General features: G+C 49.8%; 19 protein-coding genes, 1 tRNA gene and 1 pseudogene. 3 read left to right on the top strand and 18 right to left on the bottom strand.

Annotated elements, in window-relative coordinates; translation table 11 throughout:
* Window positions 1-53 precede the first annotated feature (53 nt).
* The gene (locus HDCHBGLK_RS14650; RefSeq protein ID WP_004606190.1) at window positions 54-1,337 is read left to right on the top strand and encodes a nucleotidyltransferase; all 1,284 of its coding nucleotides are present in this window, start codon (window positions 54-56) and stop codon (window positions 1,335-1,337) included.
* Window positions 1,338-1,413: 76 nt separating this feature from the next.
* Here HDCHBGLK_RS14650 and HDCHBGLK_RS14645 read toward each other — a convergent pair whose 3' ends face one another.
* The 6 genes and pseudogenes from HDCHBGLK_RS14645 to HDCHBGLK_RS14620 form a co-directional block, all read right to left on the bottom strand.
* The gene (locus tag HDCHBGLK_RS14645; protein ID WP_004606191.1) at window positions 1,414-2,268 is read right to left on the bottom strand and encodes a DegV family protein; all 855 of its coding nucleotides are present in this window, start codon (window positions 2,266-2,268) and stop codon (window positions 1,414-1,416) included.
* Between the two features lie 13 nt (window positions 2,269-2,281).
* Window positions 2,282-2,698, bottom strand: a pseudogene (locus tag HDCHBGLK_RS14640) (DUF711 family protein); the annotation flags it as partial.
* A 35-nt stretch (window positions 2,699-2,733) separates the two neighbouring features.
* On the bottom strand, window positions 2,734-3,531 hold the full coding sequence (locus HDCHBGLK_RS14635) for an MBL fold metallo-hydrolase (protein WP_004606193.1): 798 nt from the start codon (window positions 3,529-3,531) through the stop codon (window positions 2,734-2,736).
* A gap of 21 nt (window positions 3,532-3,552) precedes the next feature.
* Complete coding sequence (gene coaE, locus HDCHBGLK_RS14630; protein WP_004606194.1) at window positions 3,553-4,143, bottom strand: dephospho-CoA kinase; 591 nt, start codon at window positions 4,141-4,143, stop codon at window positions 3,553-3,555.
* Window positions 4,144-4,155: 12 nt separating this feature from the next.
* Window positions 4,156-6,771 (bottom strand): DNA polymerase I, encoded by a 2,616-nt coding sequence (polA, locus tag HDCHBGLK_RS14625; protein ID WP_004606195.1) that lies wholly within the window; start codon window positions 6,769-6,771, stop codon window positions 4,156-4,158.
* A 75-nt stretch (window positions 6,772-6,846) separates the two neighbouring features.
* Complete coding sequence (locus HDCHBGLK_RS14620; protein WP_039909538.1) at window positions 6,847-7,956, bottom strand: aldo/keto reductase; 1,110 nt, start codon at window positions 7,954-7,956, stop codon at window positions 6,847-6,849.
* A gap of 186 nt (window positions 7,957-8,142) precedes the next feature.
* On the opposite strand from HDCHBGLK_RS14620, the gene HDCHBGLK_RS14615 reads away from it, so the two are divergent.
* Window positions 8,143-8,225, top strand: a tRNA-Leu gene (locus HDCHBGLK_RS14615).
* Window positions 8,226-8,435: 210 nt separating this feature from the next.
* Here HDCHBGLK_RS14615 and HDCHBGLK_RS14610 read toward each other — a convergent pair.
* From HDCHBGLK_RS14610 to HDCHBGLK_RS14590, 5 genes are all read right to left on the bottom strand, one after another.
* Entirely contained in the window at window positions 8,436-9,074 is a 639-nt protein-coding gene (locus tag HDCHBGLK_RS14610) for a hypothetical protein (protein ID WP_004606197.1), read from the bottom strand.
* A 33-nt stretch (window positions 9,075-9,107) separates the two neighbouring features.
* Window positions 9,108-10,382 (bottom strand): diaminopimelate decarboxylase, encoded by a 1,275-nt coding sequence (locus HDCHBGLK_RS14605; RefSeq protein ID WP_004606198.1) that lies wholly within the window; start codon window positions 10,380-10,382, stop codon window positions 9,108-9,110.
* Window positions 10,379-11,065 carry a TrmB family transcriptional regulator gene (locus tag HDCHBGLK_RS14600; protein ID WP_004606199.1) on the bottom strand — a complete coding sequence of 229 codons (687 nt, stop codon included), beginning with the start codon at window positions 11,063-11,065 and terminating at the stop codon, window positions 10,379-10,381. The genes HDCHBGLK_RS14605 and HDCHBGLK_RS14600 overlap by 4 nt, the downstream gene beginning before the upstream one ends.
* Window positions 11,066-11,612: 547 nt before the next feature.
* Window positions 11,613-13,049, bottom strand: a complete 1,437-nt coding sequence (pyk, locus tag HDCHBGLK_RS14595) for a pyruvate kinase (protein ID WP_004606200.1) — start codon at window positions 13,047-13,049, stop codon at window positions 11,613-11,615.
* Between the two features lie 25 nt (window positions 13,050-13,074).
* Window positions 13,075-13,932: a hypothetical protein gene (locus tag HDCHBGLK_RS14590; RefSeq protein WP_004606201.1), complete on the bottom strand. Its 858-nt coding sequence runs from the start codon at window positions 13,930-13,932 to the stop codon at window positions 13,075-13,077.
* Window positions 13,933-14,213: 281 nt separating this feature from the next.
* On the opposite strand from HDCHBGLK_RS14590, the gene HDCHBGLK_RS14585 reads away from it, so the two are divergent.
* Window positions 14,214-18,470: a 2-hydroxyacyl-CoA dehydratase gene (locus tag HDCHBGLK_RS14585; RefSeq protein ID WP_004606203.1), complete on the top strand. Its 4,257-nt coding sequence runs from the start codon at window positions 14,214-14,216 to the stop codon at window positions 18,468-18,470.
* 66 nt (window positions 18,471-18,536) lie between these two features.
* Here the strand turns inward: HDCHBGLK_RS14585 and HDCHBGLK_RS14580 are convergent, their stop codons facing one another.
* From HDCHBGLK_RS14580 to HDCHBGLK_RS14550, 7 genes are all read right to left on the bottom strand, one after another.
* Window positions 18,537-19,919 carry a sensor histidine kinase gene (locus HDCHBGLK_RS14580; RefSeq protein ID WP_004606204.1) on the bottom strand — a complete coding sequence of 461 codons (1,383 nt, stop codon included), beginning with the start codon at window positions 19,917-19,919 and terminating at the stop codon, window positions 18,537-18,539.
* Entirely contained in the window at window positions 19,910-20,569 is a 660-nt protein-coding gene (locus HDCHBGLK_RS14575) for a response regulator transcription factor (RefSeq protein WP_009249316.1), read from the bottom strand. The genes HDCHBGLK_RS14580 and HDCHBGLK_RS14575 overlap by 10 nt, the downstream gene beginning before the upstream one ends.
* Window positions 20,562-21,317: a lantibiotic immunity ABC transporter MutG family permease subunit gene (locus HDCHBGLK_RS14570; RefSeq protein WP_004606206.1), complete on the bottom strand. Its 756-nt coding sequence runs from the start codon at window positions 21,315-21,317 to the stop codon at window positions 20,562-20,564. The genes HDCHBGLK_RS14575 and HDCHBGLK_RS14570 overlap by 8 nt, the downstream gene beginning before the upstream one ends.
* Window positions 21,318-22,082 (bottom strand): lantibiotic immunity ABC transporter MutE/EpiE family permease subunit, encoded by a 765-nt coding sequence (locus HDCHBGLK_RS14565; RefSeq protein WP_004606207.1) that lies wholly within the window; start codon window positions 22,080-22,082, stop codon window positions 21,318-21,320. It abuts the gene before it with no gap.
* On the bottom strand, window positions 22,075-22,788 hold the full coding sequence (locus tag HDCHBGLK_RS14560) for a lantibiotic protection ABC transporter ATP-binding protein (protein ID WP_004606208.1): 714 nt from the start codon (window positions 22,786-22,788) through the stop codon (window positions 22,075-22,077). Before HDCHBGLK_RS14560 ends, HDCHBGLK_RS14565 begins: the two co-directional genes overlap by 8 nt.
* 156 nt (window positions 22,789-22,944) lie before the next feature.
* Window positions 22,945-23,679, bottom strand: coding sequence for an amino acid ABC transporter ATP-binding protein (locus HDCHBGLK_RS14555; protein ID WP_004606209.1), 735 nt, complete (start codon window positions 23,677-23,679; stop codon window positions 22,945-22,947).
* The gene (locus HDCHBGLK_RS14550; protein WP_004606210.1) at window positions 23,669-24,349 is read right to left on the bottom strand and encodes an amino acid ABC transporter permease; all 681 of its coding nucleotides are present in this window, start codon (window positions 24,347-24,349) and stop codon (window positions 23,669-23,671) included. Before HDCHBGLK_RS14550 ends, HDCHBGLK_RS14555 begins: the two co-directional genes overlap by 11 nt.
* Window positions 24,350-24,356 lie beyond the last annotated feature (7 nt).

The raw sequence follows: 24,356 nt of genomic DNA, 5'->3' as shown, positions 1-24,356 counted from the left end.
CCCAATCTTTCTATAGTATAATCAATTTCAAAAGGATATACAAGGAGATTCTCATGAAAATAGTAGGATTGATCACTGAATACAACCCATTTCACAACGGACACCTGTACCATATTCAAAAAGCAAAAGAGATATCCGGGGCGGATGCCGCAGTCGTCGTTATGAGCGGCAACTACGTGCAGCGGGGCGCTCCGGCCATCATGCCCAAGCATCTGAGGGCAGAGGTCGCCCTCGAAGCCGGCGTGCCTGTCGTCATGGAACTTCCTGTATGCTACGCTGCTGGAAGCGCCGAATATTTTGCCGCAGGCGCCATCTCACTGTTTGAGCAGCTGGGCTGCATAGACTCCATCTGTTTTGGCAGCGAATGCGGAGACTACAAAGTTCTGGAACGGATTGCCCGCGTGACTGCCGACGAGCCGGAGGAATACAAGTTCTCCCTTCAGGAGGCATTAAGAAAGGGCATCTCCTTTCCCCGGGCAAGGCAGATGGCCTTAAAGGCCTATTTAAAGGATGATTCCCTGGATGTCATACTGGAACAGCCCAATAACATTCTGGGCATTGAGTACATCAAGGCGCTCTACAAGAAAAAAAGCAGCATAAAGACTTATACCATCAAACGCATGGTATCCGGCTACCACGATGAGGAACTGACTGGCAGCTACAGTTCCGCGTCCGCCATCCGCAAACTGCTGGCCTACGCCAGCAGTTCCATCCATCTGGAGGAAGAAGGCATGTTTGACGAGCCCGCCATGTCCGAGGTGCTGACCCGGCTGGAAGGCCAGGTGCCTCCGTCCTGTATCCGCCTTCTGGAAGAGATGCACCGTACCAGGTATCCAATCTACTCCAATGACTTTTCACTTCTTCTTAAGTACAAACTGCTGACCGAGACCAGCGATACTCTGGTCAAGTACAAGGATGTGACCGAGGACCTGGCCAACCGGATCATGAACCATGCCAATGATTTCATCACGTTTGACCAGTTCTGCGATCTTCTCAAGACCCGGGATATGACCTACACCCGCATCAGCCGCAGCCTGTTTCATATCCTGCTTGATATCACCAATGAAGACATGCTCTCCTATCAGGAGGAAGGCTACTGTCAGTATGCCCGCATTCTGGGATTCCGCAAGGATGCCGGGCAGATCCTCTCCTGCCTGAAGAACAGTTCCTCCGTGCCGATCATCACCAAATTGACCCAGACGGAAGACTTAACCCCGGTGGGGCTAAATATGCTAAGCAAGGACATCTTCGCCTCCAACCTCTACGAAAGCATCATTACGAACAAGTTCAAGCTGCCTTTCATCAATGAATATCAGCATCAGATTGTGAGAATCTAGACGCGTTCCCTGGATAAGAAAGGCAGCTGCCAGAAAAAGATTACTCTTTTCCGGCGCCTGCCTTTTTCATGCCTCTCTATTCAATTACCCGACTGCAGGCAACTGCCATTGCCCCGCTGCCGATATGGCAGGCCACGCTCAAGGACAGCCTGTCCAACTGTATCTCATAGCCCGGGAATTTCTTCTCAATCTCAGACTTCCATGCCTGCGCCTCTTCATCCGAGCAAGTATAGGCAGCTTCCAGATGTACCTTTTTCCCCGCAAAACGTCCGTTCATATCCTTTTCCATTGCTTCCAGCATCGTCTTTTTCGCCGCTTTCCAGCCCCGTACTTTGGCAAAGGAGTCCAGTTTTTCTCCCTGGATCTGGAGCACCGGCTTAATATTAAGCACCGTTCCAAGCGCTGCCGCGGCAGGCGTTACTCTGCCGCCTTTCTTCAGGTATTTCAACGTATCCACGGTAATATAGATGCTGGCTTCCAGCCGTTCGCGCATCAGGGTCTCCTCAATCTGCGCGGCACTCAGCCCCCTTGAAGCCATTTCAATCGCGTCCAGAACAGACTGCCTCTGAGTTACCGATATCCTCTGGTTGTCGATTACATGAACCTTTCCGTCAAACTCCTGGGCAAGAGCCATTGCTGTCTCGCAGGAACTGCTCAGGCCGCTGGACATCGGGATATGGATCACTTCATCATAACTCTCCAGTAATTCCTCCCATAATTCCATGACATCTGCTGGCGCCGGCTGCGAAGTAGATATATCCGCATCTTCCGCCAGCCTCTCATAGAACTCTTCCTGGCTCAAAGTGATATCCTCATAATAGAGTTCCCCATTGATATAAAACGGCATCGGAATCACCTGGATTCCCAACTCCTTCGCTTCATTCTGGGTAATACCGCTATTGCTGTCCGTGACAACTGCTATTGTTCCCATCCAAACATCCTCTCTAATTCTTAAAACTGTGAATCGGCGCAGGGATTCTTCCCTGCCTGTTTACAAAGGCGCTGCAATCATACTCATTCACCGGCATGATTGGGGCATAGCCCAGGAGGCCGCCAAATTCAGCCGTCTCTCCTACGTCTTTGCCAATAACCGGAATCAGGCGGACTGCCGTCGTCTTCTGATTCACCATGCCGATTGCCATCTCATCGGCAATAATTCCGGATATTGTAGTTGCTTTTGTCTTTCCAGGTATGGCGATCATGTCAAGTCCTACGGAACAGACGCAGGTCATCGCCTCCAGTTTTTCCATGGTAAGGGCTCCCATCTTCACCGCATCGATCATTCCCTTGTCTTCACTGACCGGAATGAATGCGCCGCTTAAGCCGCCCACATAGGAAGAAGCCATGACGCCGTCTTCTTTACTTCATTGACTTATCCTCCTACTGTGCCATGTCGCTATAATGATATAATATCTGATACTATATCCCTCTTTGCTACCATCATAGGGATATCTTCTCCTTTATATGGGTTGTCGCCGATGCTGACCTCCAGCTTGACAGTCTCGTAGGCCAGCTCTTCGTAATTGTTCTCCTTACTCAGATGGCCCAGCACCACATATTGAAGGTTGTCATGCAGTATATCACAAAGAAGCCTGCCTGACAATTCATTTGACAAATGTCCTTTATCTCCTGCCACTCTCCTTTTAAGAGGATAGGGATAGGGACCCACTTCAAGCATGTGGATATCGTGGTTTGCCTCCAGGACTACCGCATTCAGATCCTTCAGATGCGCTACCGTGTATTCGTCGTATTTCCCCAGATCTGTCGCTACCGCCACGGATTTCGTCTCATTCTCGATCCGGTATCCGGAAGGCTCCTTGGCGTCATGGGAGATCGCGAAAGGCCGTATGCTCATGCCTCCAAGCGAAAATGTCTCATCCACCGGGACATCATGCAGCAGTCCTTCCGGCATCTTCCCCAGGCTTGTGCAGCATCGGATTCCTTCAATCGTCCCCCGGGTGGCATAGATGGGTATCCCATACTTCCTGCTGAATACCCCCAGCCCCTGGATATGATCCACATGCTCATGGGTGATCAGAATACCGTTCAGTTCTTCTCCCTTGATTCCTAATGTATGTAATCCCTGTTCAATTCTCTTCTTGCTGATTCCTGTATCCACCAGCAGATGAGTATCGTCATCTCCTACGTAGATGCAGTTTCCGCTGCTTCCACTGGCAATACTGCATAATCTCATAATCTGTCTATTCTGCCTTTCTTATAAATCTGCTAATATCTGATCCAGCTGCATCTTCGTCTCCTCAAAGACGCCGTTGTTGTCGATGACTCTGTCGCAATGCTTCAGGAATACATCCTTCGGCAGCTGGGCGGCAATGATATCGTCCACTTTCCGGGCATCATAGCCTCTTGCGTAGATCAGCCGCTTTTTGCGGATCTCGTCTTCCACATAGACATACCACAGTTCATCGCAGATCTCTTCATAATTATCTTCAATCAAAAGCGCTGCCTCCACGATGAACAGATTCGTATTCTTCCGCTCCTCTTTGGCTATCTTCCTGCGGATCTCTTCCTTCACCGCAGGATGGATGATGCCATTAAGCATGGATAATTCTTCTTTCTTCGAAAATACGATTTCTGCCAGCCTTTCTCTGTCAAGCTCGCCCTTCTCATCCAGGATATCCGTCCCGAAATGCTCCACAATGGCCTCAAAGCATGGGGTCCCCTTTTTCTGGAGTTTCTTCCCCACTTGATCCGCCTGACAGATGGTGGCTCCGTATTTGTTATTTAGGTACTCCAGTATCTGCGTCTTTCCTGCCCCTACTCCGCCAGTAATTCCAATAATCTTCATAAGTCTGCACCTCTACTTTGCTTCGTACCAGTTTTCTCCTGTATGCATGTCTATCTCCAGCGGCACATCCAAAGATGCTGCCTGCTCCATCTCTTCTTTCAGTATCTTCTTTACCTGGTCAAGTTCCGGCTTGTACGCCTCCACCAGAAGTTCATCATGAACTTGCAGCACCAGCCTTGACTTCATCTTCTGCTCCTTAAGCCGCCTGCCCACTCCTGTCATCGCAATCTTGATGATGTCCGCCGCCGTTCCCTGGATGGGCGCATTCATGGCAACCCTCTCGCCGAAAGAGCGCTGCATGTAATTGCTGGAAGACAGTTCCGGAACCGGGCGCCTGCGCCCGAACAGGGTTACCACATACCCCATCTCTTTTGCATGCTTCACCGTATCATCCAGGAATATCTTGATGCCCGGATAAGCGGTGAAATAGTCTTCAATATACTTGGATGCCTCTTTCCTGGTGATGCTCAAATCCTGGCTCAACCCGAACGAACTGATGCCATATACGATTCCAAAATTGACCGCCTTGGCATTGCGCCGCTGCTGGTCCGTAACCTCGTCAAACGGAATGTGGAACACTTGGGATGCCGTAATCCTGTGGATGTCCTTCTTTTCCTTGTAGGCTTCGATCAGATGGCTGTCCCCGGAACAATGGGCCAGCACGCGCAGCTCAATCTGGGAATAATCCGCGTCTACGAAGACGAATCCGTCTTCCGGGATGAATACCTTGCGAATCAGTCTTCCCAGTTCCACACGGATCGGGATATTCTGCAAGTTCGGCTCCGTACTGCTCAGTCTTCCGGTGGCCGTGATCGTCTGGTTGAACTTGCTGTGGATCCGTCCGTCTTCCCGGATGTAATTGGCAAGCCCGTCAGCATAGGTGGACTTTAACTTTGTATACTGCCTGTACTCCAGGATCTTTGCGATGATCGGGTAATCCGGCGCTAGTTTCTCCAGTACGTCCGCCGCCGTAGAGTAGCCTGTCTTCGTCTTCTTGCCCCCCGGAATCTTCATGTTTTCAAAAAGAACCACGCCCAACTGTTTCGGAGAATTGATGTTGAAGTTTTCTCCCGCTTCCTCATAAATATCCTTTTCCAGTTCCACGATCTTGGCGCCCAGTTGGTCGCCGTAATACTTAAGCGCCTCAGCTTCCACCCTTACGCCGTTTACTTCCATGTCATAAAGGGTAAATACCAGCGGCATCTCGACATCCATAAACAGTCTGTCCATCAGACATTCCTTCAGCCGCTTCCACAGAATCCCGGATGCGGCATACGCCGTATAGGCTTCATAGCATGCCTTCATCCAGGCATCCAGTTTATCTTCTATAATCAGGTTCAGTTGTTCCCTTGCAACATCCTCATAGGTATAATTACTTTTCAGGGGATTCAGAAGGTACGCCGCCACCGTCACATCAAAACAGTTATCCTGGCGGGCAATGCGGATATGCTCCAGAGCCTCCTTGATGTCAAACATGGCAAAGCGCCCTGCATCTTTTGCTACACCCTCCAGCTGTTCCAGAAGCCAGGATAGTTCGATCCCCTGGCCCGCGCGAATGCAGTAGACATCCTTTTTAGAAAAACAAAGTCCAATGCCGTCAATCCCGGCCTGCCCTGCGAAAAGCGGAAGCACATTCTGGGTATCCTTGAATATGCACGCGCCTATCTCATCGGCTCCTTTTGCTGCCGCAAATATGGCTTCTGCCTCTTTTCTATCCTTAACTTCCTGAAACGCATCCTCTACCTGGTTGGATGGCGCGGTCACATCAAAACGCTGCAGCAGATTCTTAAACTGCAGTTTCTGGAAGTATGCATAGGCCTCTTCCGTGTAGATATTCCCAAGTTTTGCCTCTTCCAGTTCATATGGAAAATCCGCGTCCACATTGATCGTAGCCAGTCTCTTGCTCATGACCGCCATATCCCAATGTTCCTTTAATGCCTTCGACGCCCTGGGCGGCTTTACCTCATCCACATGGGCATAAGCTTCTTCGATCGAATGATACTCCGTGATAATCTTTGTCGCCGTCTTCTCTCCAATGCTTGGCACTCCTGGTATATTGTCGGACGCATCGCCCATAAGCGCCTTAAGGTCGATAAACTCTGTGGGAGTTACCTGATAGCGTTCCTTGACATCCTGGGCATAATAGTCCTCCACTTCCGTCCGGCCCTGCTTCGTCTTGGGAATGCGGATTTTCACCTGCTCTGTCGCCAGCTGCAGCAGATCCCGGTCTCCGGAGATGACAGACACTTCCATTCCCTTCTGCGCGCATCGCTTGGACAAGGTTCCGATCAGGTCATCCGCCTCCAGCCCCGCCTGCTCGATAATCCGGATGCCCATCGCCTTTAACACTTCCTTGATCACCGGCACCTGCTGGCGTAATTCATCGGCCATAGGCTTTCTCGTCCCTTTGTATTCCTCATACATCTCATGGCGGAACGTAGGCGCATGTACATCAAAGGCAACCGTCAAATAGTCCGGCTTTTCTTCTTCTAATATCTTGAACATAATCGTCAGAAAGCCGTAAATGGCATTCGTATGAAGCCCGTCTGCATTGGTCAGATCCGGGAGTCCATAGAACGCGCGGTTCAGGATGCTATGTCCATCTATCAAAACAATCTTACTATTCATATCAGATTCTCCACCTATTTTAAAATTACCATATTACTATACACCATATCCTTCGTTTTTAAAAGGAGTTTATTTCTACATGCCGGCAATCTCTTTCAGCCGTTCGATGATTGGCAGATGCTGGGTGCACTGTCCTTCGCACTTTCCGCAGGCAATGCATTCTGCCGCCTTTTCCTTAGGAATGTCCCAATGATTGTCAAGCCTCGCCAGGATTGCCTTGTCATTCCCTGTCAGTATCTTCTGGTTATAGGCATCCATGTATTGGGGAATGGGGATCTCCTTCGGGCAGCCCTTGCAGTAGGCGCAGCCTGTGCACAGGTCATTAAGCGCCACTCCCTTGCCTTCGTATTCCTTCGCGATCTCTTTTGCCGGCTTCTCTTCCAGATGTTCTACCGCTTTTACTGCATCGTCAATATGTTTCTTCGTGGTGCACCCTGCCAGAGTCACCGTGATCTCTTTATGGGACGCCACAAAACGAAGCGCTGCCTGGGGAACCGTCAGGTCTGTCCCTTCCGTCAGATACCGGAAGGCATCCGGATTGGCGGGAATCATTCCGCCGCCCAGCGGATTCATGACGACCACTCCCATGCCTTTATTGTAAGCCGCCTCGATCCCGCTCTGGCGGAAACGATAATTCAGCGCATTGTACCCTATCAGCATTCCCTTAAACTTACCGGAATCTACCACTTTCTCTATCTCATTTCCCTGCATATGGGAAGAAAATACGATATTTCTTATCAGTCCGTCCTTCTTGGCTTCTTCGAAAAAGCCGTATAAGGCATCCATGTGTTTTTCCCAGGATTCCAGGCTGAGCATGCACCACATATGATAAAAGTCAATATAGTCAGTCTTAAGCCTTTCAAGGGAAAGTTCCAGCCTCCTGCGGAAATCCTCCTTTGTCGGATGGTCTCCTACATCCAGTGTGCCCAGATTTGTCTTGGATGTTACATATACATCGCTTCTTTTTACCTGGGATAGCGCAATCCCGGTGACAATCTCGCTCTTATCATGGCAATAGTTCGGAGCCGTATCCCAATAGTTGATCCCTTTTTCAAAGGCATAAAGAGGAATCTCGGCGCACTTTTCAAGCCTCCCCGCTTTGATATCCTCCTCGTCATACCGCATGGTCCCAAGACCGATCGCCGACACTTTTAATCCCGTATTTCCATATTGCTTGTAATACATCTCTTCCTCCCATCCCGGAGCAGCACGCTCTCCGCGTATCTCTTTCTTCTGCACTTGATGCAAATCCGTTATATTATACCATAAACAACTGAAATTTTGAATAAAATTTCCAGACAAAAGGATTGACAACCCTTCCATTTGAGGTTATAATTTATCATGTTGCTGCCGGAGATAACGGTAGTACAGGCGGATGTGGCGGAATGGCAGACGCACAAGACTCAAAATCTTGCGGGGGTGACCTCGTGTGGGTTCAAGTCCCACCATCCGCATTTTGACGAAGCGTTAGGTCTCTTTTATTAAGAAGAGATTTAGCGCTTTTTTGTTTTTGAATCTTATAGTCCATGATTTTTGAGTTATGCTAATAGACAGGGGAGTATTTAAAAACCGCAATTCCAATATGTGAAATTGCGGTTTTTCTATTCGAGTTCGTTTAGCATCACCCATGGCGCACAAGCAAAAGGCAGGCATTTATCAAGCAATTACAAATTGTCAGCAGGGAACAAGGTATTATCCAGCTTGGTCAGTTCATCCTGCGGAATGTAGTATACTCCGTCAGAGTCAGGCTTTACGTGAACGGTTACGCTCTCCTTCTCTCCGAAAGTCGGATTCTTCACCCTCTCTGCCATAATGTCGTACATCCTTTGATAGAAGAGTTCATTAATCTGCTCTTCTCCAGGTATCTCTTCCATATTCCTGACTTCTTCCGTAACCTTTGTGGTCACTTCATCCTGTATGCCGTCAAATCCGGTGAAAGGCTCTACCGTTATTTCGATGGAATAGGCATCGTCATCGGCCTCTTTTGCCTCTCCCACCTCATATTTTGCCTGTTTTACCATATCGACGAACATCTGCCTGTAATTGGCTGACAGTTCTTCAGAAAGGCCCAGGTCATTGAGTCCGGACTCCTTCATGGTCGTGTCGATGTTCTCCTCATACAGTTCTTTTGCCTCTTTCTCAGAGGACTTGGTCCATTCTACATAGTCTTTGAACTCCCCCTTATAGTTGGCGTCCAAGACAGACTTGGCATAGGACTGAGCGTCCTCCGCGCTCATTCCGCACCCGCTCAGCACCATCATCACAAGGATGACCAGAGCCGCAAGCAATCCCTTCTTCCTCATCTCTTTTTCCTCCTTTACTTTTATATTCTGGAATTATTCTTCCAGCAATTTCTTTCCAATATCAAAGCAGTCAAACGTCGCAAAATAATCTGCCGGCGTTTCCGCCCTTCGGATCAGCTGCACGGTGCCATCCTCCTTAAGCAGAAGTTCCGCTGATTTTAGTTTGCCGTTATAATTATACCCCATGGAGAATCCATGAGCGCCTGTATCATGAATAACCAGCAGGTCCCCCTTGTCAATCTTCGGAAGCATTCGGTCTATTGCGAATTTGTCATTGTTCTCGCACAGCGAGCCCGCAATATCATACTTATGGTCGCAGGGAATATCTTCCTTGCCCATTACGGTGATATGGTGATAAGCTCCATACATAGCCGGACGCATCAGATTCACCGCGCATGCATCCACGCCTACGTATTCCTTGTGGGTATGCTTCTCATGGATGGCTTTGGTTACAAGGCATCCATAAGGCCCCATCATGAAACGCCCCAGTTCCGTATAGATTGCCACGTCTCCCATGCCAGCCGGCGTAAGAACTTCCTCATATACCCTGCGCACGCCGTCACCGATCATGCGGATATCGTTGGGCTCCTGGTCTGGCGTATAGGGAATCCCGATCCCGCCGGAGAGGTTGATAAACTTGATATGTACGCCAGTCTCCATCTGAAGCTTGACTGCCAGTTCAAACAGAATCTTCGCGAGCATCGGATAATAATCATTGGTAACCGTGTTGCTGGCAAGGAAGGCGTGGATTCCGAATTCCTTTGCGCCCTTCTCCTTCAATATTTTGAAAGACTCAAATAACTGCTCCGTGGTCATGCCATACTTGGAGTCTCCCGGATTATCCATGATGTCATTGCTGATCTTGAACAGGCCGCCGGGATTATAACGGCAGCTGATGGTTTCTGGAATATGGCCGATGGTCTGTTCCAGAAAATCAATATGGGTGATGTCATCCAGGTTGATGATCGCCCCCAGCTTCTCTGCATAGGCAAACTCTTCCGCAGGCGTATCATTAGAGGAAAACATGATGTCCTCGCCCGTCACTCCAATAGCCTCTGAGAGCATCAGTTCCGTATAGGAGGAACAGTCGCAGCCACAGCCATATTCCTTCAGAATATTGATCAGAAACGGATTAGGGGTCGCCTTTACGGCAAAATATTCCTTATATCCCTTGTTCCATGCAAACGCTTCCTTCAGCGCCTTCATATTTCTTCGAAGCCCTTTCTCATCGTAGAGATGGAATGGCGTCGGATACTCTTTTACAATCTCTTCCAGCTGTTCTTTGGTTACAAATGGCTCTTTCTTCATACGTTCTTATTCTCCTCTCGTATTGACAGTAATTTTATCTCATTCGATAGCGCGGTCTTGTATAATTCAACAAAGTTCTTCTGGCCGGAATACAGGCAGGTGTTCATGCTCCCTTCCCCATACTCGCCGGTAAGGACATACTTAGAATCCGCAATGATGCCGATCTGCATGCCCCTGTTTTCCCCTACATAAACCTTGGCATTCTCAAAAGTCGCAGGCTGATCCGTAATGATCACCACTTTCTTCTTGCTCTCCATCAGTTCTTCCAGTTCCCGCACAAGCAGAAGCAGATAGTTCCGTGTGCAGGTAATATAGACTCTCTTCTCTACCTGGGACAGCAGGTTGCGCATCTTGTCCAGAATATGATTTGCGCCCTCTATCGTTATGTATCCTTCCAGATGAGTCTTCTCTGTAGGCTCATGGGATACCAGCCATTTTTTAGACTCCTCCAGCCTCCGTATCCGGTTCTTGCAGAATTCCTCTAAGGGCACCGGCACATATTTGCGCGTGGTTCCCTCTTCTACCAGATAGGACGCGCCCTTCTCCGTCATATTCGCCAATGAATTATATGCATTGGACCTTGATATGCCCGTCAGTTTGGCCACCTCATACCCTGTAACCTTGCCTTCGACAAGCAGACACTGATATATGCTGGCTTCCTGCCGGGTAAGTCCAAATTCCATCAAATATTCTACAAATGATGTTTTTTCCACCTGATCACCTCGCCTTTTTCTTATAGTAGTTCTCTATGGGAACACTATAATATATAGAAAGACGGCTGTCAATATGTTTTGAATTTTTTTGGTTGTCGTATGCGTGTCGGGAGGGGGAGGGATTCTTGCGACGCTACTGGGGCTGCGACTAATGCACTGATCTGTAAGGCTGCAGGAGAGTCGCCGATCGCGGCTCCTCTCCTACGGCCTAACATCTCAGGCATGGATTCTCCGCCCCATCCGCTTACCTCCAGAATCCCTCCCCCTCCTGACACGCTCCCGGCAATTCGTTGGCAATTCTGCCCCGGTTATTGACTCGAATCATAAAATAATAAAAAACCAGTACCCAGGGGAGACTGTAACATCATCTCATTCTTCCTTTGTACTGGCCTCTTTTCTTTTATTTTCCATGACTTCCACCCCAAACTTCGAACGGCGTACCCAAACGCAGGCGCCAAAGCGTCGCAGGAATCATCCTCCTGCCCTCGCCGGCGGCGCCACAACTTCACAATTCTCCTTAATCCACTACCGCAATCCGCATAATATTGCTGACGCTGGTCTTTTGAGCCTGTACGTTCGGGGAAGGGATTCCTGCCGTCAGCACGATAATATCCCCGGACTCCGCGATCTGCTTGGCACATATCAGTTCGATGGCTCCATTGCAGATATCCTCCGTTGTGCTGAATTCTATGGATTTTAATGGTCTTACGCCCCAATAGATCTGCATTCTTCTTAAAGTCGCCTCATTTGGCGTCACGCCGATGATCTCGGTCCTCGGCTTGAACTTTGATACCACTCTTGCCGTCGCGCCGGATACGGATGGCGTAATAATGCATTTTGCGCCAAGGTTATTGGCCGTGGTAACCGTTGCATGTCCCAAAGCGCTTGACGTGCTCTTCATCCGGTGTTCTTCCGCTTTTTTGAGAAGTGTTTCATAGTCCAGATGCTCCTCGGTATTCTCTACGATATGCACCATCATCTGAAGCGCTTCCACCGGATATTTGCCCTGGGCTGTCTCGCCGGACAGCATCACCGCGTCCGTACCGTCGTATACGGCGTTGGCAACGTCGGTAACTTCCGCCCTGGTAGGACGTGGATTGCGGATCATGGAATCCAGCATCTGGGTTGCCGTGATGACCGGCTTATAATTGTCATTACATTTCTGGATCATCATCTTCTGCAGATAGGGCACTTCCTCCGCCGGGATCTCTACGCCCAGGTCCCCGCGGGCCACCATGATTCCGTCCGCGCAGCGGATGATCTCATCGATGTTCTTAATCCCTTCCGCATTCTCGATCTTAGCGATAATTGGAATATATGGCGCGCCGCACTCCCGAAGGAATGCCTTGATCTCCAGGATGCACTCTGCATTGCGGACAAAGGAAGCCGCGATAAAGTCAATCTCCTGCTCTACGCCGAAGCGGATATCCTCTCTGTCCTTATCGGTAATGGCAGGCAGGCGCACCGGTACATTGGGCACATTGACGCCTTTGCGCTCTCCGAGTTCTCCTCCATTGATTACGGTACAGACGATCTCCTTGGCTTTCTTTTCCTTTACTTTCAGGCCAATCAGACCATCGTCCACAAGAATCGTGCTTCCAACCTGCACGTCCTCAACCAGACCCGCGTAAGTAATAGACACTTTGCTCTCGTCGCCAACAATATCCTCTGTCGATAATGTAAAGAGGTTACCGGCCTGCAAGTTGATCTTCTTCCCATCTTTTAATATCCCTGTACGGATCTCCGGCCCCTTGGTATCCAGAAGGATCGCCACCGGCTTGTTTTCTTCTTCCCGGATCTTCTTTAGCATATCCATTCGGTCTTTCTGCTCCTCGTGATCTCCGTGAGAAAAATTAAATCTTGCGATATCCATTCCATTCTGGACCAGCGCCCGCATCAGTCCTGCATCGTTGGTATTTGGTCCCATGGTACATATAATCTTCGTTTTCTTCATATTCTTTTGCTTCCCTCTCTCGTTTCTATTTTACATGTGTATGTGTGAACAGATGATCCTGGCAATACTCATAGTTGCCGTTACATTTCGAGCAGTAGCGGAACTCCAGGCTCGGATCATCCAGTTCTGTCCTTCCACAGACAGCGCATTTGTGTTTTGCCCCATTCTCATATACGTGTGTGGAACGCTGCGCCCGCTCCATCTTCTTCTTGTATTCCCTTTTCCTCTTCATCTCTTTAGGCGAATAAGGATTCGTATTCCTTGCGCTCATAAAGAAGATCAGGACATTTATCACGGATACTGCGGCCGCCAGTGCCGCGTTCGCGCTCCCTCCGTTTCCGAACGGCAGGAAGTAGCTGACAATCGCATAGCCAAAGTAGATGGCGTCAATCCAGGCAATCCATTTCCCTTTGATCGGGATGGCAAAATACAGCATAAACTGTGCTTCCGGAAATAATGCCGCGAATAAAAAGAACATGGACATAATAATATACTGTGAATCCATAACCACCGGCATACCGGTCAATACATATACTACGACTGCCGCAATCGCGTGAAGCAGGATGCCCTGGATCACGAATACATTGAATCGGAACGTTCCAAGCACTGCCTCCAGCTGTCGGCCGATCAGATAATCTACATACAGCAGCAACGCGCACAGAAATATATTGGTAGACGGAGGAAACGCTAAAAATGTTATAATCCTCCATATCTGCCCATGCATGATCGCAACAGGATCAAGGCAAAGGTATTGAAAATATATCATTGGGTTCAGCATGACAATTACATATCCCAAAGCATACAGTATGACAATATAGTTGATGAGATTCGGAATCGCGAATCTTCCAATCTTTTTTTCCAGTTTATTCAGCCAATTATTCATAAAATCTACTCCCTGCTTTCTTCGTTTCACACTGTAGTCATTCTACCGTTTTGAGGTTTGTTTGTCAATTCTACCATGGAAGTTTAACAGGTTTTTTATATTTCTATCACATTTGCGAATTGTCATTTCAAATATTTTGTCGTATAATGTTACAAGTTGTAAACCAAGGAAACACATATTAATAAGAAGATACCCTTCCTCTTCCCGAAGCCCCAGTTTTAAAAATGCGGGCATGAACGGACAATGGATGGATATACATTTGTAATAAGGAGTTACATATTATGAGCCAGAAAGAATTATATACATTAGGGATTGATATCGGCTCCACTACGGTAAAAATCGCCTTGGTGGATGAGAATAACGATATCGCTTTTTCCGATTATGAGAGGCATTTTGCGAATATTCAGGAGACTCTTTCCGACCTGCTTGGAAGAGCCATCTTCAAGCTGGGCGCAGTCCATGCTTCTCCTGTGATTACCGGGTCCGGCGGTCTTACGCTGGCCAAGCATCTTGGCGTTCCCTTCGTACAGGAAGTGATCGCGGTATCTACGGCCCTGCAGCACTACGCGCCTCAGACCGACGTGGCCATCGAGCTGGGCGGCGAGGATGCCAAGATCATTTATTTTGAAGGCGGCAATGTGGAACAGCGTATGAACGGCGTATGTGCCGGCGGTACGGGCTCATTTATCGACCAAATGGCCTCCCTTCTTCAGACGGACGCCTCCGGCCTCAACGAATATGCCAAGAACTACAAGGCATTGTACTCGATTGCCGCAAGATGCGGAGTATTTGCCAAATCAGACATACAGCCTCTGATCAATGAAGGGGCTTCCAAGGAGGATCTGGCCGCTTCCATCTTCCAGGCCGTCGTTAATCAGACGATCAGCGGACTTGCCTGTGGCAAGCCAATCCGGGGACACGTAGCGTTTCTTGGAGGACCGCTTCATTTCCTGTCTGAACTTAAGGAGTCTTTCGTACGTACCCTCAAGCTGGATGACGAGCACGCCATCGTGCCTGTCAACTCGCATCTGTTTGCGGCGATCGGATCTGCCATGAACTCGAAAAAAGATCTGGACGTCTCTCTCCAGGAGATGCAGAACCGTCTGGAAGGCAAGATCAAGATGGAGTTCGAGGTAGACCGCATGGAGCCTTTATTCTCCAGCGAGGCGGATTATAAGGAATTTGCCGAGCGCCACGCGAAGCATCAGGTTCCGGTTAAGGATCTGGACACCTATACAGGCAAGGCCTTCCTTGGGATTGATGCCGGCTCCACCACCACCAAGGCAGCCCTGGTAGGCGAGGACGGCACCCTTCTGTATTCCTTCTACCACAATAACGAGGGAGACCCGCTGGGCACGACCATCCACGCGATCAAAGACATTTACAGCAAACTGCCCGAGGGCGTCGAGATCGTCCACTCCTGCTCTACCGGATACGGCGAGGCTCTGATCAAGGCCGCCCTCCTGCTGGATGAAGGGGAGGTAGAGACGGTATCCCATTACTATGCCGCCTCCTTTTTCGAGCCGGATGTGGACTGCATCCTGGACATTGGCGGTCAGGATATGAAATGTATCAAGATTAAGAACCAAACCGTAGACAATGTCCTGTTAAACGAGGCATGCTCATCGGGCTGCGGCTCATTTATAGAGACCTTTGCCAAATCCCTCAACTATACGGTGGGGGACTTTGCCCACGAGGCGTTATTTGCCAAGAATCCGATCGACCTAGGCACCCGCTGTACTGTTTTCATGAATTCCAAGGTAAAGCAGGCCCAGAAAGAAGGAGCGGAAGTATCCGATATTTCCGCCGGGCTTGCGTACTCGGTCATCAAGAACGCGCTGTTCAAGGTAATCAAAGTATCCGACGCCAGCGAACTTGGAAATCATATCGTCGTACAGGGAGGCACATTCTATAACAATGCCGTGCTGCGAAGTTTTGAAAAGATTGCAAATTGCCACGCCATCCGTCCGGATATCGCAGGCATCATGGGCGCTTTCGGTGCTGCCCTCATAGCCAGGGAACGATACATAGACTGCGAAGGCACGACCATGCTGTCCATCGAGGACATTGAGGCGCTAGAGTACTCCACCACCATGACCAAGTGCAGGGGCTGCACCAACAACTGCCGTCTGACTATCAACCATTTCAGCGGCGGTCGCAAGTTCATCACCGGCAATCGCTGCGAGCGGGGACTTGGCAAGGAGAAGGCACAGAACAGGCTTCCCAACCTGTTTGAATATAAGCTGAAACGTTACTTTGATTACCAGCCTCTCGGCAAAGAGGAAGCAAAACTCGGCGAGATTGGAATCCCACGGGTCCTGAATATGTATGAGAACTACCCGTTCTGGTTTACCTTCTTTACGAGCCTGGGCTTTCGCGTGATTCTTTCTCCTTCTTCTACCAAGAAGGTATATGAGTTGGGAATCGAATCCATCCCCAGCGAGTCCGAGTGCTACCCTGCCAAACTGGCTCACGGCCATGTGCAGTGGCTGATCGATCAGGGCATCCGGCACATCTTCTACCCCAGCGTTCCTTATGAGCGCAACGAGTTCGAGGATGCCAACAACCATTACAACTGCCCGATCGTTACCTCCTACCCGGAGAATATCAAGAATAATATTGACGCCATTGTAAATGGGGACGTGGATTTCATCCATCCGTTCCTCTCTCTCCAAAGCGAAGAGACCATCTCCTACCGGCTGGTGGAAGAATTATCTTCCAAGTTCTCTATTCCCGAAGGAGAGATCAAGTCTGCCGTGCATGCGGCTTGGGAAGAACTGGCAGCCTGCCGCCAGGATATGCGCAGCAAGGGCGAGGAAACCATCCGGTATCTGAATGAGACCGGCAACCGGGGCATCGTCCTGGCCGGACGCCCTTACCATATTGACCCGGAAGTAAATCACGGGATTCCGGAACTAATCAACTCTTATGACATCGCAGTGCTTACAGAAGATTCCGTCTCCCACTTGAATCCGGTAGAGCGGCCGCTTAACGTCATGGATCAGTGGATGTACCATTCCCGTCTTTACGCTGCGGCGAACTATGTGAAGACCACCGATAATCTGGATCTGATCCAGCTGAATTCCTTCGGATGCGGCCTGGATGCAGTAACCACTGACCAGGTAGCCTCCATCCTGAACGACTCGGATAAGATCTACACATCGCTGAAAATTGACGAGGTAAATAACCTGGGCGCTGCCAGAATCCGTGTCCGTTCTCTTCTCGCCGCCATCCGGGTAAGAGAACAGAGAAACGATAAGCGTAAGATACAGCCTGCCGCCATCACCAAGGTTCCGTTTACCAAGGAGATGCGAAAAGACTACACCATTCTCTGCCCGCAGATGTCGCCCATTCACTTCGATCTGCTGGAAGTCGCCTTCCAGGCGTCCGGCTATCATGTGGAGGTGCTGCCCAACGACAATAAGCAGGCGGTAGATATGGGGCTTAAATATGTGAATAATGATGCCTGCTATCCATCTCTGATGGTAGTCGGCCAGATCATGGAGGCCATCCTGTCCGGCAAATATGACACCGATAAGCTTGCCGTCATTATCAGCCAGACGGGAGGCGGATGCCGTGCTTCCAACTATATCGGCTTTATCCGCCGGGCGCTTAAGAAAGCCGGATTCGGGCACATTCCGGTGATCTCCATCAACCTAAGCGGCCTGGAAGGCAACCCTGGATTCAAGATTACGCCTTCCCTGGCCCTGCGTGGAATCTATGCGGCAATCTTCGGAGACATCTTCATGAAATGCGTCTACCGGATGCGGCCTTACGAGGCAGTGCCTGGCTCTGCCAATGCTATGCACGAAAAGTGGAAGAGCGTCTGCAAGGAGTTCCTATCTCAGGGCTATCCTTCCAGGAGGCGGTTCAAGCAATTATGCAGGGAGATTATCGAGGACTTCGACAATAATCTGGAACTGCTGGATGTGAAGAAGCCGCGGGTAGGCGTGGTAGGCGAGATTCTGGTGAAGTTCCTTCCCGCCGCCAACAATCATCTGGTAGATCTGCTGGAGAGCGAGGGGGCTGAGGCCGTGGTGCCTGATCTTCTGGACTTCCTGCTCTACTGCTTCTATAACCAGAACTTTAAAGTGTCGCACCTGGGTATGAAGAAGTCCAAGGCAACCATGGGGAATCTTGGCATCAAGGCTCTGGAATGGTTCCGGGAGCCTGCCACAGAAGCGTTTAAGAAGAGCCGGCATTTTTATCCGCCGGCAAAGATTGAAGAACTTGGCAAGATGGCTTCCGAGATCGTATCTCTTGGCAACCAGACCGGCGAGGGCTGGTTCTTAACCGGAGAGATGCTGGAACTGATCCACAGCGGAGCCGCAAACATCGTATGTACCCAGCCGTTCGCCTGCCTGCCCAACCATGTGGTAGGAAAGGGCGTGATCAAAGAACTCCGGAGGCGTTATCCAAACTCCAACGTGGTGGCCATCGACTTCGATCCAGGAGCAAGCGAAGTAAATCAGCTGAACAGGATCAAGCTGATGCTGTCCACTGCCAATAAGAATATGGAAGCAAGCCAGAATTCATAATCTGATTCCTAGCCAATGCGAACAAAGGCCATCAGACATATGCCGTATATATCTGATGGCCTTTTTCTATTCTAATCTAAGATATAGCGTTACTTCCCCGCCGCCTGTCTCTTTGGAGTTGGAAAGCCGGATCCTTCCTCCTTGGGCCGCGGCAAACCTGGCCGCCGTATAAAGGCCAATACCGTGATGGCTCCTGTCATGGCGGCTTTCATCACCTTGATAGAACTGCTCTGTAGCATGGGCCAAGTCTCTGGCATCAAATCCCCTGCCCCAGTCCGTCACCTTTGCAGCAAGATATGCCTGCCCTTCTTCCAGGACAATCCGGAGGTCTATTCGTAGTTCTTTGCCTTCGGGATTATACTCCAAGGCATTGCCGATCAGATTGTTCCATGCCCGTTCAATCTGGCTGTAATCGCACCTGGCCTCTCCTGCCAGTTCCCCCTTTATGGAAAGGACTTCCTGCCTGGAGGCAGCCGCAAGAATCCTTGCCTGCTCTTCCAGCCGCTCTCCCAGTTCCTGACAACTGATCTTCTCTTCTCCGGCGGATTCTTTTGGGGACAGCAGCATTTCTCGAAGCATGGCAAGATAATGCTCGATTTCCGCTATATTCCTCAGAATATACTGATTATACTCCTGCTCCTCTTCTGCAAGGCTTCCTTCCTCCAGAAGCTGCGCGTTTCCCTTGATAATCGTAAGGGGCGTCTTGATATCATGCGCCAGAGCCGCGATCTGCTCCTGCTTCTCCTTCTCCTGATTCCACTGCTCTTCCAGGGATTCCTTTAACGCGCATTTCATCTTGTATAGGGAATCCATCACCTCATCGATCTCCTTGATATCGGAATGTTCCTCATCGAATTCCAGATCTCTCCTCTGAATCTTCTGCGTCATCTCATTCATGGCCTCAAGCCTCCGTGACAGATGTTTCCCAAAACTGCGCGCCAGTATAACTGTCTGAAAAAGGAACAGCAGGACAAAGAGGATCACCGTCATGATCACCGGACTTGGCAGGTAACGGTTCCATGCTGCGTTCGTATATCTGGCCTCAATGAAATAGTTAACGATACAGAGTTCCCCATCTTCCTTTGCAATGAACCGATAGTATCCCTTGCCCCTTGCATAGATATTATCTTCCATATAGTCCGTCCACGCTTCCTTGGCTTCTATCTCCCCATAAGTCCCATAAAGATAGGTGCCGTCCTTGTCGTAAACGCCGTAGCCGCACCCTTCCGGAAGAATCTCTTTTGTAACCTTGTCAGCTTGCTTGATGGCGGAAACGTTTTCGTTCAGCCGGGTCTGCATATCATCTGCCCTGCGGATTCCTCCTGTATTGATCAGCACACTGAAGGCAAGGAAAAGGATGCCTAGGATCAAAAGCGTATTGACGCAGAACAGGCTGATATATCGAATGAATATGGCTGCTATCGCCTTTGGCTTTCTTTTTACTTCCATCGGTATCCAATCCCCCATACGGTCTCTATCGGCGCGAATCCCGCCTTCTGGCACTTACCCCTTATGTTCTTGATATGTTCTGTAATCGCGGAACTGTCGCCTTCCCCGTCATATCCAAAAACATGCTCATAGATTCTGTCTTTGGAAAACACCTGTCCGTGGTTCAATGCCAGGTACTCGCAGATCGCGTACTCGCTTTTGGTCAGTTCCAGCGCCTTTCCTTCATACACCGCTTGTTTTGCCTGAAGCAGGAACTGTACGTCTCCCACCGAGACCGCATTCTTCTTCTCTCGTCCCTCTCTTCTTAGATGGGCCGCAACCCTTGCCCGCAGTTCTCCGATTCCAAAGGGCTTGGTAATGTAGTCATCCCCGCCGATGCCAAGGCCTTCCATAATATCCGCCTCCTGAACCTTGGCCGTCAAAAACAGGATGGGGCAGTCTACCTGGTCCCGGATGTCCCGGCACAGGGAAAATCCATCCTGCCCCGGCATCATCACGTCCAGCAGGATCAGCTGGTACGCATTCAGATTCACTTCTCCGATCTTCAGAGGATCGCTTAGAAGCGTCACGTCATAGCCCTCCTTTGCCAGCGCGTTCTTGATCAGCATCAGTATATCTTTTTCATCGTCAATCGCCAATATCCTAGTCATTGCATTGCCTTCCTTCATAGAGTCCAAACCACAGGAATACCAGGATCCAGATGCATGCCGATACCAGCAGGCAGACCAGCATAGTTTCTCCCTTAAGGCCTGCGGCTGCGATCTCTTTTCTCCCTGAGTAATATAATAGCAGATATGAAGTCCATCTTCCAGTGTAAGCGCATGGGACATACTGCCAGATTCCTTCCCCCAGGCCCGTAAGGAACAATGCCGCCACCAGGGACTCGCTGATTCCTATGCACATAGAGATACCTTTGGATGCCTTCAAGTTTAAGAACAGATGGATCAGATACAGGTTTGCCAGGCTTACTGTCATAGCCACAATGATGGCCATATACGCCTCCTGGCTGACGAATGCCTTTCCCAACAGGTACCGGTATCCCAGCGCAAAGCCCTCCACCGCCAGGCAGATAGCGCCAAATCCCCACAAGGTAAGGACGATCCATTTCCCCAGCAGCGGGCTGTGCTTGCGGGTCGTCGTGCTCAGGAACGTCTGAAAATGATTCTGCGCCTCTAATTCCACCGACATGGAGCACAGCACGCTTGCCACCACAGGCAGCGCGATGGCCAGCACCTGTATATAGCCGCTGACCTGCCCCATATCGCTAAATGCGGCGAAACGATAGTAGCCCAGGAAGATAGCTGCCCCTGCGGCGGGAATCAGCAGATGAAGAAGCGGCAGCAAGGTGTGCTTCATCTTCCAGAATTCCGCCTTTAGCGTACGAAACACTTCTCTCATTTAACCTCTCACCGCCCTTTCATATAATTTCCTTCCAGCGAACCAGAAGACAGCTAGCCATATTACGGACGCGGCGATCCCAGGCAATATAGCGCTTGTATCCAGTAGTTCCTGCGAGAATGTCATCTCTCCGGGTCTTGCCGGAAGCCCGTTGGGAAGCACCCCGATCACGCTGCACATCAGCCTGGAGGCAATGGCCTGCGGGATCAGGAAGAAATAGGACTTCAAGGAAGCCGAGGCGGCTATGACGGAGTATGTGCCCATATTTAGAAGCAGCATCGGGAAGATTCCCATAATCTGCTGAAGCATCAGGCAGAATGGCACCTGCCAGACAAACGAGACCAGCAGCAGCGCCGTCGCCGCCACCTGGCTCCCAAGGGACGGATACACTGCAAAAGACATCTGCATGCCTTTTTGAAGGATCGCGGCAATTACGACAGACGCGGCAAATATGATAATCAGAGCCACAGCGGCTTCCCGTATGACGTATAGCACCTTGCCGTCCCAGACATGCTTTGGCTCTTCCGGCAGTGTAAGGATGGGACGGTTCCCCATCTTCTTATCCCTCTGTCCCGCAAGCCCGCATATCAGGCTTACGAACCCTGGAAACAGCATCATATACCACCAGTTGTAACTGTCAATGGTGAAGAATCTGTTGGTCAGTACGGCTGACAGGATCACGCTGATAAGCGGCATCAGAATCGTCAGTTTACCGATGGCTGAATGACAGTTTTTTAACTTTTCCGCCTTATAAAATCTATGCATGTCTCTCCCTCCCTGCCTGCTCCATAGCAATCTTCATAAATAATTCTTCCAGATGGTTCTTCTTTGGCATCCCGCCCTGATATCCCAGCGTCCCGCCGGCAATAATCCCGATATAGTCTGCCGTCTGCTCGATCTCGCTTAGGATATGGCTGGAGACAATAACGGTAATCCCCTGTTCGGGAAATCTTCGTATCATCTGGCGCAGATCCTGGATGCCGATAGGATCCAGCCCGTTCACCGGTTCATCCAGAACCAGCAGTTTGGGACGATTCAGCAGGGCAATGGCAATTCCAAGCCTCTGCTTCATTCCCAAAGAGAATTCTCCCGCCTTCTTTTTGCCGGTATCTTTTAAGTCCACTTGATCCAGCACCTCTTCGATTCTTTCATCCGGCACGCCCAGGATGATGGCGCGTACCTTCAGATTTTCCCATGCTGTCAGGTTCTCGTATACGGGCGGCGTCTCAATGAGCGCCCCGATTTCTGCCAGATCCCTTCTGGACCATGGGTGTCCCTGGAAGCGTATCTGCCCCGATGTGGGCCTTAAGATACCTGTGATCATTTTAAGAAGCGTGGACTTGCCTGCCCCGTTTGGGCCAAGCAGCCCGTATACGCAGTTTTCAGGGACGCACAAAGAAATATTTTTTACTGCCTCCTGGCTGCGGAATGTTTTGGTCAATGTCTGGGTTTCTAGTATTGTATGATTCATATCTGATTCCTCCTTATGAAGACAGTATAGAAGGAATTTCTAAAGAATTTATAAGGAAATGGAACGAAGTTTCCTATGATACAAATAAAGAGCCGGATATGCAAGCAGATTATGCTTCCATCTCCAGCCCCCTATGCGCTTTGCCATACAGCGATGCTAGATCAAAACTTTATTCAGAAAATCAATGGTTCTTGAGTTCTGCGGATTGCCAAAGACTTCTTTGGGCTTCCCTTCTTCCACAATCACGCCATCGTCCATGAAGATAACCCTGTGCGCCACTTCCTTGGCAAATCCCATCTCGTGAGTAACCACGACCATGGTCATGCCCTCTGCGGCCAGGCGTTTCATAACTTCCAGCACTTCTCCTACCATCTCGGGGTCAAGCGCGGAGGTCGGCTCGTCAAAAAGCATGATGTCCGGATTCATGGCCAGTGCCCGGGCAATTGCCACACGCTGCTTCTGTCCTCCGGAAAGCTGCGCCGGATAGACATCCGCCTTTTCCTCAAGCCCTACAGTCTTGAGAAGTTCCTTTGCCTTCTTATCGGCTTCATCCTTTGACATCTTCTTTAATTCTACCGGAGCCATGGTGATGTTCTCCAATACGGACAGATGCGGGAAGAGATTAAAATGCTGGAATACCATACCGATATTCTCTCTTACCTTATTGATATCAATGCTTTTATCCGATATCTGGTAGCCGTCCACTACAACAGTCCCGTCCGTGATATCCTCCAGTCTGTTCAGGCATCTGAGGAATGTGCTCTTTCCTGAGCCGGAAGGGCCGATGAGGCATACGACCTCGCCTTCTCTTATCTCCACATCCATTCCTTTCAATACCTGAAGCTTGCCAAAATTCTTCTTTAGTCCTTTTACGCTAATCTTACTTTCCATATGACACCTTCCTCTCTACCAGTTTTGCTACTCTGGAAAGGATCGTGCATACCACCAGATAGAATAACGCTACAACAATCCAGATTGCCATAACCCTTGTGGATGAATTGGCAGCAATGATCTTGCCGTTCTGAGTTAGTTCTCTTGGTCCGATTACAGATATCAAAGAAGTATCCTTCAAGGAAATGATAAACTGGTTGATGATGGACGGAAGCATAGTGCGGAATGCCTGCGGAAGGATAATCTTCCACATTGCCTTCCTATAAGGAAGGCCCAGGCTCCTTGCCGCTTCCATCTGCCCCTTATCCACTGCCTCAATACCGCCTCGGATGATCTCCGCCATATAGGCTCCGGCATTAAAACTGAGCGTTACCACGCCTGCAACGAAGGCTGATGTAAATCCTCCGATCGCCGGCCACTGGAACTGCAGGAACTGCGTCAGTCCATAGTACATGATAAATACCTGGACCAGCAGAGGGGTTCCTCTGACAATGTCTATGTAAATATTGGCAATGAATTGCAGCGGCTTGATCTTGGAAACGTTGAATAATCCCACAATGGTTCCGATGATCGTCGCAAAGATCAGGGAAAACACCGTCATCTCCAGCGTGATCATCAGCGCTTTGCAAAAAGATGGCCAATATTCCTGTAGTACTCGAATGATATCCATGGTAAGA

This window comes from [Clostridium] scindens ATCC 35704, assembly GCF_004295125.1.
GTDB lineage: Bacteria > Bacillota > Clostridia > Lachnospirales > Lachnospiraceae > Clostridium_AP > Clostridium_AP scindens.
Note: the sequence above shows the minus strand (reverse complement) of the source record. Positions and strands in the feature narration are given on the sequence as shown.

Excerpts from the sequence above, each read along its gene's own strand:
- HDCHBGLK_RS14585 (WP_004606203.1), top strand. The coding sequence starts at position 14,214 with ATGAGCCAGAAAGAATTATATACATTAGGGATTGATATCGGCTCCACT.
- coaE (WP_004606194.1), bottom strand. The coding sequence starts at position 4,143 with ATGAAGATTATTGGAATTACTGGCGGAGTAGGGGCAGGAAAGACGCAG.
- HDCHBGLK_RS14610 (WP_004606197.1), bottom strand. The coding sequence starts at position 9,074 with ATGAGGAAGAAGGGATTGCTTGCGGCTCTGGTCATCCTTGTGATGATG.
- polA (WP_004606195.1), bottom strand. The coding sequence starts at position 6,771 with ATGAATAGTAAGATTGTTTTGATAGATGGACATAGCATCCTGAACCGC.
- HDCHBGLK_RS14575 (WP_009249316.1), bottom strand. The coding sequence starts at position 20,569 with ATGACTAGGATATTGGCGATTGACGATGAAAAAGATATACTGATGCTG.
- HDCHBGLK_RS14565 (WP_004606207.1), bottom strand. The coding sequence starts at position 22,082 with ATGCATAGATTTTATAAGGCGGAAAAGTTAAAAAACTGTCATTCAGCC.
- HDCHBGLK_RS14555 (WP_004606209.1), bottom strand. The coding sequence starts at position 23,679 with ATGGAAAGTAAGATTAGCGTAAAAGGACTAAAGAAGAATTTTGGCAAG.
- HDCHBGLK_RS14635 (WP_004606193.1), bottom strand. The coding sequence starts at position 3,531 with ATGAGATTATGCAGTATTGCCAGTGGAAGCAGCGGAAACTGCATCTAC.
- HDCHBGLK_RS14560 (WP_004606208.1), bottom strand. The coding sequence starts at position 22,788 with ATGAATCATACAATACTAGAAACCCAGACATTGACCAAAACATTCCGC.
- HDCHBGLK_RS14580 (WP_004606204.1), bottom strand. The coding sequence starts at position 19,919 with ATGGAAGTAAAAAGAAAGCCAAAGGCGATAGCAGCCATATTCATTCGA.
- pyk (WP_004606200.1), bottom strand. The coding sequence starts at position 13,049 with ATGAAGAAAACGAAGATTATATGTACCATGGGACCAAATACCAACGAT.
- HDCHBGLK_RS14570 (WP_004606206.1), bottom strand. The coding sequence starts at position 21,317 with ATGAGAGAAGTGTTTCGTACGCTAAAGGCGGAATTCTGGAAGATGAAG.
- HDCHBGLK_RS14645 (WP_004606191.1), bottom strand. The coding sequence starts at position 2,268 with ATGGGAACAATAGCAGTTGTCACGGACAGCAATAGCGGTATTACCCAG.
- HDCHBGLK_RS14600 (WP_004606199.1), bottom strand. The coding sequence starts at position 11,065 with ATGGAATTTGGACTTACCCGGCAGGAAGCCAGCATATATCAGTGTCTG.
- HDCHBGLK_RS14650 (WP_004606190.1), top strand. The coding sequence starts at position 54 with ATGAAAATAGTAGGATTGATCACTGAATACAACCCATTTCACAACGGA.
- HDCHBGLK_RS14605 (WP_004606198.1), bottom strand. The coding sequence starts at position 10,382 with ATGAAGAAAGAGCCATTTGTAACCAAAGAACAGCTGGAAGAGATTGTA.
- HDCHBGLK_RS14550 (WP_004606210.1), bottom strand. The coding sequence starts at position 24,349 with ATGGATATCATTCGAGTACTACAGGAATATTGGCCATCTTTTTGCAAA.
- HDCHBGLK_RS14620 (WP_039909538.1), bottom strand. The coding sequence starts at position 7,956 with ATGTATTACAAGCAATATGGAAATACGGGATTAAAAGTGTCGGCGATC.
- HDCHBGLK_RS14590 (WP_004606201.1), bottom strand. The coding sequence starts at position 13,932 with ATGAATAATTGGCTGAATAAACTGGAAAAAAAGATTGGAAGATTCGCG.